This is a genomic window from Mitsuaria sp. MSU3D (assembly GCF_056867975.1).
This window is the reverse complement of sequence record NZ_CP200314.1, coordinates 4,419,111-4,431,603: the sequence shown is the minus strand read 5'-3', so window position 1 is coordinate 4,431,603 and position 12,493 is coordinate 4,419,111. Positions and strand designations below refer to the sequence as shown.

Here is a 12,493-nt window from a genome sequence, read left to right as displayed (position 1 = left end):
GGCCTCGATCAGTTGCCGCCGCCCGAGGCCGCCTGCCGCTTCGCGCGTTCGGCGCGTCGCTCGGCGATCCAGGCTTCCCGCTCGGCGGGACTCATCTTCATGACCTTCTCTTGGACATCGGGCGGCAGGCGGTCCAGCCAGGCGGGACGTTCGCCGCCGGACTGCGCCGCGTCATTGCGAGCTTCCGCCGTCGGCGCGCGCACCGCAGCGTCGGCCGGATTGCCGGAGCCCTGGGGCGACGACGCGCCCGAAGCCCTGCGGCCTTCGCCCCAAGCGCCGGAAGCGGTGCCGCCCGGTGCGCTCGCGCCACGGCCGCGACGCGGTGCCGCGTTCGCGCCGGCGCGCTGCTTCGGATCGGCGGCGATGACCTCGACCTTCGCGCCTTCGCGCAGCCGGTCGACGCCATCGATGACGACGCGATCACCCGGTTCGACCTTGCCGTCCACGGCCATCCAGTCGCCGTCGACCGCGCCGGTCTGCACGACCCGCGTGGTGACGGCGTTGTCCGCGCCCACGACGTAGACGTAGAAGCCCTGCGCGCCGCGCAGCACCGCGGCGGCCGGCACGGCCAGGCGGTTCTGCTCGGTCGCGAGCTGCAGCTTCACGCTGACCGACTGGTTGGGAAACAGCGCATCGTCGTCGTTCGGGAACAGCGCCTTGAGCTTGATCGTGTCGGTGGTGATGTCGATCGCGTTGTCGGCGGTCGCGAGCTTGCCGGTGGCCAGGCGCGTCTTGCCGTCGCGGCTCCAGGCCTCGACCGTCATCGCGGTCTTGCCCTTCAATCCGGCACTGACCTGCGGCAGCAGCGCCGAGGGGACGGCGAAGGTCAGCGCGATCGGGCGCGTCTGCGTGATGCTGACGATGCCGTTGGTGTCGCCGGTCTGCACGACGTTGCCGATGTCCGCCTGCTTCAGGCCGACGCGGCCCGAGATCGGCGCCTGCACCCGACTGTAGGTGACCTGCAGCCGCGCGCTGTCGACGGCGGCCTGATCGGCCTTGACCGTGCCGACAAGCTGGTTGACCGTGGCCTGCTGCGTGTCGACCTGCTGGCGCGCGATCGCGTCCTTGGCGAGCAGGTCCTGGTAGCGCGTGAGGTCGATGCGGGCGTTGTCCAGCGTGGCCTTGTCGCGGGCGAGCTGGCCTTCGGCTTGGCCGAGCGCGGCCTGGAACGCACGCGGGTCGATCTGTGCGAGCGTCTGGCCGGCCTTGACCTGCTGGCCTTCGGTGAAATGGATCTGCTGCAGCACGCCGCTGACCTGCGCGCGCACGACGGCGGTGTTGGACGCGCTGATCGTGCCGATCGCGGCGGCGGTGTGGCGGATGTCCTGCAGCCGCGCGGGCATCACCGACACGGGCTGCACGCGGTTGGCGGCGAAGCGGCCGCCGCGACCGGGACCACCCCCACCGGGGCCGCCGGCACCGCCCGGTCCGCTGGCGGCCGAGGCGGGTCCGCCCGCCGCGCCGTCGGCGCCGCGACCCTTCCACCACCACCAGCCGCCGGCCGCGACGGCCAGCACGAGAAGGCCGAGGACCCAGGGCGTCGCCCGACCTCGCTGTCGCCGGTGCGTGAACGCGTGGGAAAGCGGGGAGATGACAGTCCCCGGCGTGCCGGGCAGGTTCTTGTTCGTGTTCATTCGGGCGGGCGATGCTTGCTATGTCGCTACCCTAGTATCTGGCGACAGCACCCTGGTGTACCCGAGGAAAAGAATCGCAAAGCGTCGGGGCTAACCCGCGCATTCGAGGGGATCACGAGGGGGGCATCGACGCCGTTCTGGCCTCGCGTCGACCGGCGATCCGCGCTTGGTCGACGGGGCGCTCCGACCAGGAAAAATGCCGCTCGAAAGCGGCATGGATCGGTGGGGCGGCGCGGGCTCAGCTGTCGGCGAGCAGCTTCTCGATCGTGCCGTGCAGCGCGGCGAAGTCGGGTTCGCCGACGAAGCGCTTGACGATCTCGCCGCGCTTGTTGATCAGGAAGGTGGTCGGCGTGAGCTGCACCTTGCCGAAGCTGCGGGCGATCTCGCCGGTGCTGTCCATCGCGACGCCGAAGGGCAGGTTGCGCGTCTCGGCGTAGTTGGCGACGTAGGCTGGCGGGTCGTAGCTCATGGCCACGGCCAGCGTGTCGAAACCCTTGTCCTTGTACTTCTGGTGCGTCGCGATGACCTGCGGCATTTCCTTGACGCAGGTCGTGCAGGAGGTCGCCCAGAAATTGACCAGCATCACCTTGCCGGGCCACGCCTGCGCGGAGGCGTGCTTCGAGCCGTCGAGCAGCACGTAGTTCACCTGCGGGGCAGGTTCGGGCTTCAAGCCCTCATAGGCGAGGCCGGCGCCGACACCGACGGCGGCAACCAGCAGCAGGAGTCCGGACCAGCGAGGCAGCTTCATGGTGCGCGAGTGTATGCGCGAGGGTGTCGGCCCGCCACTTTGGAGGGGCTTAAGCCGGGTGCCCGCCCAAGGCGGCGGCGAGGGGCGGCGCCGAGGGGCGGCTCCGGGTCGGCTTGCCTGGGCGTCAGAGCGCCTTGGACAACTCGAACAGCAGCACCGACGGCAGCGCGTCCTGCAGGTTCTGGCGCGAGATCCGCGCCATGTGGTCCGCCGTGGCCGTGGACAGCTGCGTCTGCTGATCGCCGTCCAGCACTTCGATGAAGCTGAAGCTGGGCACCTCGCTGGTGATGTCGGCGCGCAGGCGGTCGAAGTCGGCGTCGCGCATCGATTGCTCGAAAGCGATGCCGTGTGGCAGCCCCTCCTCGCAGAACTGCAGCGCCTCGTCCATCGAGCCGACGGCGTCGATGATCAATCCCATGTGGCGCACGGCGTTCTGGATCTCCTGACGCACCTCGCGGCGCGGCGAGACGATCAACAGATGGCAGCCTGCCAGCGGCTTGGAGTTGTGCGACGGCGTCGGATCGTCGAGTTCGGGCCGTTCCGGCCGGGCCGGCGGCGCCAGCTCGTGCGGCGCGGCGGGCTCGTCGACGGCGACATGCGGAAACTCCAGCGTCAGCATCGTGATGCCGGCTTCGTCGTCGCGCAGCGGCAGCGCGCCGAGGGTCAGCGCGGTCTGCTCGATCAGGCGCCAGTGCAGCGAGTTCAGCGACTCCGGCGGCGCGTTGATCACCGCCGACGGGGCACTGCCCAGGTCCAGCGAGCGGTGGGCGAAGCGACACATCAGTCGCGCCTTGGCGGGCCACGGCGTCACGTCCAGCCGCATCTCCAGCGAGGAATGCGTGTTGGCGAGCGCCCAGTCCATCACCGCGTTCAGCAGCGAAAACAGCAGCGACGCGTCGGTGACCACCTCGATCGGCTGCAGCAGCTGCCGGATCTGGATGCCGCGGGCCTGCGTCTCGCGGCTGCGCTGCGTCAGCACGCCGCGCAGCACCTGCGTCAGCGGCACGCGCTCGCGGGACAGCCTCAACCGTCCCGAGGCCAGCCGCGCCAGCTGCTGACTCACCATGCCCGCCTCGCGTGCCTGCGCCACCGAGTCGCGCAGCGCCCGCAAGCCCTGGCGATCGATCTGGCCCGTGCTGATCAGCGTGTGGATCCGCTCCAGCGCCGCGCTCAACGGGCCGGCGATCTCGGCGCCGAGCTGCTGGACGATGTCGCCCCATTGCGAATCGCTCGGGGGCTGCGCCATGTCATTGGCAGCCAACGGCGCGGCAATGGAGGGGGGCGGGCGGGACATGCTCTCTCGTTCTTGTGAGCCTCCGGCGGCATGCCGGGGCAGGGAGGCGCCATGGTTCCGCGCGGTCCCGGGGGAGGCCATCCCGTGACTCGGGGGCAATCGCCCCCCTGGGTGGATGGCGTGAAATGGCTCACGATTGCTCGGGTGTCGGGGGCGGATGGCGGACGTTCCTGGACTGCTTGCGCCGAGCGTTGGCCGCCAGGTCATGAGGCCCCCGCGGCAAGCGCGGAAACCTCACGACCTGCCGTCCCATCCACTGCCGTCCTTCGACGGTGTTGCTACCGAGGACGCCGTCAGGGCTCCTGGGCCTGGCGGTCAGCGAGCATCAGGAGACGTTCGGTGAGTTCCTTTGGAGCGGAAACCATGACCTGATGACCGGTGGGGATCTCGAAGAGCTCCCAGCCGGGCTGGCTGCGCGCGCGTTCACGCGCGGCGGCGATGGTGAGGAGGGCCGGACGGTTGCAGTCGATGAAGGTGCGTGGGCGCTTCAGCCACGCCGCCTGGTCGAAGTCGAGCGGGCTGTCATAGACGCCGCCGGGCTGCGGGCGCTGGCAGCGCATCATCCAGTCGAAGTCGTCCGGCTTCAGGCCCATGCCGTTGGGCTCGGTCACCGGCAGGTGGCCGAACTTCGAGATCAACTCGCGGCGCTGGATCTGGGTTTCCGGCGTGTGGCGGCTGGACCAGGACTCGCCCGGTTCCGGCACCACGGCGTCCAGGTAAACCAGTCGCGAGATGCGGTCCGGCATCTGATCGGCGACGCCGGTGATCACCATGCCGCTGTAGCTGTGGCCGACGAGCAGGACATCGGCCAGTTCCTCGCACTCGATGACCGCCTTCACATCGTCGATGTGCGTCTGCAGGCGGATGTCCGCGTGCGGTTGATGGGCCCGTTCGCCGACGCCGCTCAACGTCACGGGGAACACCTGGTGCCCGGCCGCGCGCAACGGTCCGAGCACCCGCTTCCATGCCCAGGCGCCCAGCCAGGCACCGTGCACCAGCACGATGTTCACGCCCTTGCCGGGAGATTCCTCATTCCGGACCTGCGCCGGATCCTTGCTGCTCATGCGATGACCCCTTCCTCGCGCCATGCGGCGATCGCGTCGGGGCCGTGTCCGAGCTCGGCGAGAACCTCGTCGGTGTGCTGCCCCATCAACGGCGGGGGCAATCGGTAGGCCACGGGTGTCTCCGACAGCTTCATCGGACTGGCGACCACTCGCAGCGCATCGCTCTGCGGATGCGCCATCGACACCACCATGCCCCGGTGCTGGACCTGTGGGTCGTCGAAGACTTCAGCCAGGTCGTTGATCGCGCCGCCCGGGACCTTCGCCGCTTCCATCGCATCGAGCCAATGCTGCCGAGGTCTTTCGGCGACGCGGGCGGCCAGCATCGGGACCAGGTCGTCCCGATGCCGGACCCGCTGCGAATTGGTCGAGTAGCGCGGATCACGGGGGAGGTCCGGCAGGCCGAGGAGCTCGCAGAACTTGACGAACTGACCGTCGTTGCCCACCGCGACGATCAGGTGCCCGTCGCTGGCCTGGAAGACCTGGTACGGCACGATGTTCTGGTGGGCGTTGCCCATGCGGCGCGGCGCCTTGCCGGTCGTCAGGTAGTTGGCGCCGAGGTTGGCCAGCATCGCGACCTGCGTGTCCAGCAGCGCCATGTCGACGACCTGACCCTGGCCTGTCGCGTCCCGGTGGCGGAGCGCGGCGAGGATCGCGACCGTCGCATACATGCCGGTGAAGAGATCGGCCACCGCCACGCCGACCTTCTGCGGCCCGCCGCCGGGCAGCGCGTCGGCCTCGCCGGTGACGCTCATCAGTCCGCCCAGGCCCTGGACCGCGTAGTCGTAACCGGCGCGATCACGGTATGGCCCGGTCTGGCCGAAGCCGGTCACCGAGCAGAACACGAGGCGCGGATTGATCTCGAGCAGCGCCGCGGCGTCGAGCCCGTAGCGGGTCAGGTCGCCGACCTTGTAGTTCTCGACCAGGACGTCGGCCCGTCGCGCCAGCTCCCGGATCAAGTCCTGACCCCGTGGGCTGGCGATGTCGATCGCGACCGAACGCTTGTTGCGGTTCGCGCCGAGGTAGTAGGCCGCCTCGGCGGTGTCCTGCCCGTCCCGGTCCTTCAGATAGGGAGGCCCCCATCCGCGGGTGTCATCCCCCCCTGGGTGGCCGCCCTTTGGCGGGCGCTCGACCTTGATCACGTCCGCGCCGAGATCGGCCAGCGTCTGCGTGCACCAGGGGCCCGCCAGCACGCGGGAGAGATCCAGCACGCGCACGCCCGTCAGGGCCATGGCGGAGGGCGTGGGAGAGTTCGCTTCGCTCATCGGGGCATTGTGGGGGATGCTGCGGTGGGCCGCACCGGGGGCGCGCGTCGTCGTCACGCCCTCGATAATCGTCCGATGCGTTCGTTGTCCCTGCTTGTTTCGATCGTCCCGCTGGTGTTGGCCGCCGGGTGCAGTCCGGCGTTGAACTGGCGCAAGGTGAGCCCGGAAGGGGCGCAGATGCAATTGATGTTTCCTTGCAAGCCAGACCGCGAGGAGCGTATGCAGCCTGGCCCGGCGGGTCAGGCGGTCGCCGTGCGGTCACTGAGCTGCAAGGCGCGGGGGGCCCAGTTCTCGTTGACCTGGACGGATCTCCGGGAGGCCGGGGCGACGTCCGCGGCGATGCGTCGCATGCATGAGGGCATCGCCCGGCAGATGCTCCCGCAGGCGTCCGCGCCCTTGGGCATGCGCGGTATCGCGGCCGATCCGGAAGCGTTCCAGCAATCGTTCGAGGCTCGCGCCGGCCAGCCCCGCCAGCAGGTGCGGCAGGCGGTGTTCTCGCGCGGGGGACGGCTGTATCAGTTGCTGATGCAAGGCGAACGCCTCGACCCGGAAGCCTGGGACGTATTCCTCGGGTCGGTGGAACTGCCGCCCTGAGGGCGGGGGGGCTGCATCCTCCCCACGATTGAGGGTTTGTGCGAGCCTCGCCCGCACCATGCTGCGCCGCACGATAATGATCGCCATGTCCGGCCTGCTGTTGATCGCTCACGCCCCGCTGGCCACCGCGCTGAAGCAGGTGGCCGAGCACACGTTCCCGCATTGCTCGCTGCAGCTGAGGGTGCTGGACGTGACGCCTGAGATGAGCGCCGACGACGTCGAGTCGCAGGCGCGCGCGCTGATCATCGCTTCCGGACACCAGCAGACCCTCGTGCTGACCGACGTCTACGGCGCGACACCGACGAATGCGGCGCTGCGCCTGCAGGGCGAGCAGGTGAAGGTGTTGACCGGCGTCAACGTGCCGATGCTGTGGCGCTCGTTGTGCTACGCCGGCGAAGGCCTGGAGGCGCTGGTCCAGCGCGCCAGCCAGGGCGGCACCCAGGGCATCCTGTGCGACGCGACGGCGCCCTGCGCCTCCAACAATTCCTCGTCCCATCCTTCCTGCACATGATCAAGTCGACCCTCACCATCAGCAACAAGCTGGGCCTGCATGCCCGGGCTTCGGCGAAGTTGACGAAGTTGGCGGGAGGATTCAAGGCGGAGGTCTTCATGACCCGCAACGGCCGTCGCGTGAATGCCAAGAGCATCATGGGCGTCATGATGCTGGCGGCGGGCATCGGCGCGGAGGTCGAGCTCGAGACCTCCGGCGAGGACGAACAGCCCGCGCATGACGCGATCACGGCGCTGGTCAACGACAAGTTCGGCGAAGGCCAGTAAGGCGAACGCCAGCCCCTTCAATCGCCCCCACGAACCGCGCGATCCGAAGAAGCCGGAGCGCCGGTACCCTGCGGAGCGAATGCCGAGCGTGAGGAGGCGATTGAGCGGAGCGGGGTACCGGCGCTCCGGCTTCGCAGCGCTGTGCTCAACGCCCCAGGAAGTGCTTCCGGTACCGCGCCGGCAGATCCGCGATGCGCATGATCATCGGCAGGTCGGCGGTATTGAAGTCCGGATCCCAGGCCGGCCGGCCGAGGATGCGCGCGCCGACCCGCAGGTAGCCCTTGATCAGGGGCGGTGGCTCGACCACCAGGTCCTGACGTAGCTCGTCGACCGGCAGCGGCAGGCGCGGGCGCACTTGCCAGGCGATGTCCGCCATGTGACTGGCGTCCAGCTGGCGCCACAGGCTGGCGGCGTAGTGACCGCCGTCGCGCATGCTGATGCTGGCGCAGCCGATCATCGTGTCCAGGTCGTTGCGCACCATGAATTCGGTGAGGGCGCCCCACAGCGCCATGATGGCGCCGCCGTTGCGATGATCCGGGTGAACGCAGGAGCGGCCCAGTTCAACCATGCGCGGACGCAGCGAGCGCAGGCGGGTCAGGTCGAACTCGGTTTCGCTGTAGAGGCCGCCGGCGCGGCGGGCCGCCTCCGGCGTCAGCACCCGGTAGGTGCCGATCACCTCGCCGGGCTGTCCGTGCTTGTCGAGCGTGCGCACCAGCAGGTGCTCGCAGAAAGGGTCGAAGAGGTCGATGTCGTGCCCGGCGGGCGCGCCGGCCGGCACGCTCAGGCGCGCGCCCATCTCATCGACGAAGACCTGGTACCTCAGGCGCTGGGCCTGGCGGACTTCGTCCTCCGTGCGCGCCCAACCCACGTGGAAGCGAGTGCGCGCAGCATCGACAGCGACGTCTTGCGAACTGGCTGGAAGTGACCTCCGAGGCGCTTCGACAGGGCGCAGATCGGAGAAGGGCAGGGTAGGCAGCGGCAGATCCCTCATGGCAAAGCCTCGCTGAAGTGATGGCTGCGATGCTGAGCGGGCGGGGTGACGCGTCGGTGACCCTCAAGTGAACGAACCGTGACAGTCGCGGCCTCGTCACGTTCATGCATCGGGGTGATTGACGCCGGCTCCACAGAGGTTTTCGCGGAGTTCACCTTCGTCCACCGGGGGATTCGGAACCCGCTGCTAAAGTCGGCGCATGAGTTTCCAGGTCTTCGGCATTCCCGTTTCTCGCGGCGTGGCGATCGGCCGCGCGGTGCTGGTCGCCTCCAGCCGCGTCGACGTCGCGCATTACTTCATCGCCGCCGCCGATGCGGAGCAGGAGTACGCCCGCTTGGTGCGGGGCCGCGATGTGGTCACCCGTGAATTGCAGGGGCTGAAGGCCGAACTGCCGGAGGACGCGCCGCACGAACTCGACGCGCTGCTGGATGTCCACCTGCTGCTGCTGAACGACGAGGCGCTCGTCGATACGGCTCGCGATTGGATCGTCGATCGCCACTACAACGCCGAATGGGCGCTGTCGGCGCAGCTGGAAGTCCTGGCGCGTCAGTTCGACGAAATGGAAGACGACTACCTGCGCGAGCGCAAGGCGGATCTGGAACAGGTGGTCGAGCGCATCCTGGCCGCCCTCGCCGCGGAACTGGACGATGCGCCCGCCGGCGGACCGGCCGCCGTGGTGGCCCGGGACTTCGCCGGAGAGGATCCGCTGCTGCTGGTGGCCGCCGACATCGCGCCCGCCGACATGATCCAGTTCAAGCGCAGCGTCTTTCAGGGCTTCATTACCGACATCGGGGGAAGACCTCACATACCGCGATCGTGGCGCGCAGCATGGCCATCCCCGCCGTGGTGGGAACGCGAGAGGCCTCGCGGCTGATCCGCCAGGACGATTGGGTCATCATCGATGGCGACGCGGGGACGGTGATCGTCAACCCGTCCCCCATCGTGCTGGAGGAATACCGCTTCCGGCAGCGTCAGTCGGAACTGGAGAACGCACGTCTCGCTCGCCTGCGGCACACGCCGGCGATCACCATGGATGGGCAGCGAATCGAACTGCACGCCAATATCGAGTTGCCGGGCGACACGGTGGCGGCGCTGGCGTCCGGCGCAACTGGCGTGGGGCTGTTCCGCAGTGAGTTCCTCTTCATGAACCGCGACGGCGACCTGCCGAGCGAGGAAGAGCAATTCGCCGCCTATAAGAGTGCGGTCGAAGCGATGGCCGGTCTGCCGGTGACGATCCGCACGGTTGATATCGGCGCCGACAAGCCACTGGACCGGATGTCGGTCAACGAGCTCCGGCACGAACATGTGCTCAACCCGGCCATGGGCCTGCGGGCGATCCGATGGAGTCTGGCGGAGCCGAGCATGTTCCGCCAGCAACTGCGTGCGATCTATCGGGCGAGCGCGTTCGGCAAGGTGAAGCTGCTGATCCCGATGGTCGCCCATCTGGGTGAGATCCGTCAGGTCCAGGAGGCCGCCAAACGAGTGAAGGCGCAGCTCGACGAGGCGGGGCAGGCTTATGGCGAAGTCGAACTCGGCGTGATGGTGGAGGTGCCCGCGGCGGCGATCATGCTGCCGCAGCTGCTCAGGCATGTGGACTTCGTGTCGATCGGGACCAACGACCTCATTCAATACACGCTGGCCATCGACCGTGCCGATGAGGCGGTCGCCCATCTCTATGACCCGTGGCATCCCGCAGTCCTCCATCTACTGGCGCATTCGATCGCGCAGGCGCGAGCGGCCGGGAAGGAAGTCAGTGTCTGCGGCGAAATGGCGGGCGATGCCGCCTTCACCGATCTGCTCCTGAGCATGGGACTCACCAGTTTCTCGATGCACCCGTCGCAGATCCCTTCGGTCAAGCAACGGGTCCTGCGGGCGGACGTGCCACGGTTGGCTGCTGCGCTGCCTCGCATCCTGGAGAGCGATGAACCCGCGAAAGTGGCTCTGGAAGTACTCGCGCCGCAGTCCCGCCTGCATTGAGCCGCGCCTACTCGGGCGGCTGCGGTCGAACATCGCACCTCCCCAAGCAAGTCGTACGGGGGAGTTGCGCCGGTGAAAAAACTCGTGCTAGACTAGCGGTCTTCGCTGTTCACGACATCGTTCTGAACAGCGGCCTCGGAGGGTATGCCGAGGTGGTCAGATGAATAACTAGCAAAAGCTAGTTTTCATTTGACGGCGAGATTCTCGCAGTCGCTGATGAAAATAATTTCTCTGACTGCTTGACGGGTTCGAAAGAAATCGTTCATAATCTCGCTTCTGCGCTTCTGACGACAAATCAGCGGTGCGACGAAGCAAGGCGGAAAGCCTGAAGCGAAAGCTGCTTCGATGTTCTTTAAGAATTTACAGCCGATAAGCGTGGGCGTCTGGACGAGCGACCTGAGAAGGTTAAATCGCTAGATGCTCACGGAAGATATGAATGAAGCTATGAAAGTAGTCTTTGTTCGATTCCGTTGAGTTTATTCAAGATCGAACTGTAGAGTTTGATCCTGGCTCAGATTGAACGCTGGCGGCATGCCTTACACATGCAAGTCGAACGGTAACGCGGGGCAACCTGGCGACGAGTGGCGAACGGGTGAGTAATATATCGGAACGTGCCCAGTTGTGGGGGATAACTGCTCGAAAGAGCAGCTAATACCGCATACGACCTGAGGGTGAAAGCGGGGGATCGCAAGACCTCGCGCAATTGGAGCGGCCGATATCAGATTAGGTAGTTGGTGGGGTAAAGGCCTACCAAGCCGACGATCTGTAGCTGGTCTGAGAGGACGACCAGCCACACTGGGACTGAGACACGGCCCAGACTCCTACGGGAGGCAGCAGTGGGGAATTTTGGACAATGGGGGCAACCCTGATCCAGCCATGCCGCGTGCGGGAAGAAGGCCTTCGGGTTGTAAACCGCTTTTGTCAGGGAAGAAAAGACTCCTACTAATACTGGGGGTTCATGACGGTACCTGAAGAATAAGCACCGGCTAACTACGTGCCAGCAGCCGCGGTAATACGTAGGGTGCAAGCGTTAATCGGAATTACTGGGCGTAAAGCGTGCGCAGGCGGTTATGCAAGACAGATGTGAAATCCCCGGGCTCAACCTGGGAACTGCATTTGTGACTGCATGGCTAGAGTACGGTAGAGGGGGATGGAATTCCGCGTGTAGCAGTGAAATGCGTAGATATGCGGAGGAACACCGATGGCGAAGGCAATCCCCTGGACCTGTACTGACGCTCATGCACGAAAGCGTGGGGAGCAAACAGGATTAGATACCCTGGTAGTCCACGCCCTAAACGATGTCAACTGGTTGTTGGGAGGGTTTCTTCTCAGTAACGTAGCTAACGCGTGAAGTTGACCGCCTGGGGAGTACGGCCGCAAGGTTGAAACTCAAAGGAATTGACGGGGACCCGCACAAGCGGTGGATGATGTGGTTTAATTCGATGCAACGCGAAAAACCTTACCTACCCTTGACATGCCAGGAATCCTGCAGAGATGTGGGAGTGCTCGAAAGAGAACCTGGACACAGGTGCTGCATGGCCGTCGTCAGCTCGTGTCGTGAGATGTTGGGTTAAGTCCCGCAACGAGCGCAACCCTTGTCATTAGTTGCTACGAAAGGGCACTCTAATGAGACTGCCGGTGACAAACCGGAGGAAGGTGGGGATGACGTCAGGTCATCATGGCCCTTATGGGTAGGGCTACACACGTCATACAATGGCCGGGACAGAGGGCTGCCAACCCGCGAGGGGGAGCTAATCCCAGAAACCCGGTCGTAGTCCGGATCGCAGTCTGCAACTCGACTGCGTGAAGTCGGAATCGCTAGTAATCGCGGATCAGCTTGCCGCGGTGAATACGTTCCCGGGTCTTGTACACACCGCCCGTCACACCATGGGAGCGGGTTCTGCCAGAAGTAGTTAGCCTAACCGCAAGGGGGGCGATTACCACGGCAGGGTTCGTGACTGGGGTGAAGTCGTAACAAGGTAGCCGTATCGGAAGGTGCGGCTGGATCACCTCCTTTCTAGAGAATGACGAGACCGTCGGGTTGCCTAGGCAGCTCGGGAGAGTCGAGTCGAAAAATGCGAGTTCAGCGCGCCCACACTTATCGGCTGTAGACACACAACAGTGAGTGAGAAAACGCGTGAGCCTGGCGAGC

The 12,493-nt window shown here is 66.3% G+C and carries 9 protein-coding genes, 1 rRNA gene and 1 pseudogene; 5 read left to right on the top strand and 6 right to left on the bottom strand.

Annotated elements, in window-relative coordinates; all coding sequences use genetic code 11:
- Positions 1-8: 8 nt before the first annotated feature.
- The 5 genes from AC1VNM_RS19475 to AC1VNM_RS19455 form a co-directional block, all read right to left on the bottom strand.
- Positions 9-1,634 (bottom strand): MdtA/MuxA family multidrug efflux RND transporter periplasmic adaptor subunit, encoded by a 1,626-nt coding sequence (locus AC1VNM_RS19475; protein WP_483107995.1) that lies wholly within the window; start codon positions 1,632-1,634, stop codon positions 9-11.
- A 238-nt stretch (positions 1,635-1,872) separates the two neighbouring features.
- Positions 1,873-2,382 carry a TlpA disulfide reductase family protein gene (locus AC1VNM_RS19470; RefSeq protein ID WP_483107994.1) on the bottom strand — a complete coding sequence of 170 codons (510 nt, stop codon included), beginning with the start codon at positions 2,380-2,382 and terminating at the stop codon, positions 1,873-1,875.
- Positions 2,383-2,506: 124 nt separating this feature from the next.
- Positions 2,507-3,676: an ATP-binding protein gene (locus AC1VNM_RS19465; protein WP_483107993.1), complete on the bottom strand. Its 1,170-nt coding sequence runs from the start codon at positions 3,674-3,676 to the stop codon at positions 2,507-2,509.
- 293 nt (positions 3,677-3,969) lie between these two features.
- The gene (locus AC1VNM_RS19460; RefSeq protein ID WP_483107992.1) at positions 3,970-4,740 is read right to left on the bottom strand and encodes an alpha/beta fold hydrolase; all 771 of its coding nucleotides are present in this window, start codon (positions 4,738-4,740) and stop codon (positions 3,970-3,972) included.
- Positions 4,737-6,002 carry a CaiB/BaiF CoA transferase family protein gene (locus AC1VNM_RS19455; RefSeq protein ID WP_483107991.1) on the bottom strand — a complete coding sequence of 422 codons (1,266 nt, stop codon included), beginning with the start codon at positions 6,000-6,002 and terminating at the stop codon, positions 4,737-4,739. Before AC1VNM_RS19455 ends, AC1VNM_RS19460 begins: the two co-directional genes overlap by 4 nt.
- A gap of 75 nt (positions 6,003-6,077) precedes the next feature.
- On the opposite strand from AC1VNM_RS19455, the gene AC1VNM_RS19450 reads away from it, so the two are divergent.
- The 3 genes from AC1VNM_RS19450 (at position 6,078) to AC1VNM_RS19440 (ending at position 7,373) form a co-directional block, all read left to right on the top strand.
- Entirely contained in the window at positions 6,078-6,596 is a 519-nt protein-coding gene (locus AC1VNM_RS19450) for a hypothetical protein (protein WP_483107990.1), read from the top strand.
- A gap of 85 nt (positions 6,597-6,681) precedes the next feature.
- Positions 6,682-7,107 (top strand): PTS sugar transporter subunit IIA, encoded by a 426-nt coding sequence (locus tag AC1VNM_RS19445; protein WP_377159735.1) that lies wholly within the window; start codon positions 6,682-6,684, stop codon positions 7,105-7,107.
- Entirely contained in the window at positions 7,104-7,373 is a 270-nt protein-coding gene (locus tag AC1VNM_RS19440; RefSeq protein WP_067281479.1) for an HPr family phosphocarrier protein, read from the top strand. Before AC1VNM_RS19445 ends, AC1VNM_RS19440 begins: the two co-directional genes overlap by 4 nt.
- A gap of 145 nt (positions 7,374-7,518) precedes the next feature.
- On the opposite strand, the gene AC1VNM_RS19435 is transcribed toward AC1VNM_RS19440, so the two are convergent.
- Positions 7,519-8,364 (bottom strand): GNAT family N-acetyltransferase, encoded by an 846-nt coding sequence (locus AC1VNM_RS19435; RefSeq protein WP_483107989.1) that lies wholly within the window; start codon positions 8,362-8,364, stop codon positions 7,519-7,521.
- A gap of 199 nt (positions 8,365-8,563) precedes the next feature.
- Here AC1VNM_RS19435 and ptsP point away from each other — a divergent pair.
- Together ptsP and AC1VNM_RS19425 are read left to right on the top strand one after the other, a co-directional pair.
- Positions 8,564-10,341, top strand: a pseudogene (ptsP, locus tag AC1VNM_RS19430) (phosphoenolpyruvate--protein phosphotransferase).
- 488 nt (positions 10,342-10,829) lie between these two features.
- Positions 10,830-12,358: ribosomal RNA gene (locus tag AC1VNM_RS19425) — 16S ribosomal RNA — on the top strand.
- Positions 12,359-12,493: the final 135 nt, after the last annotated feature.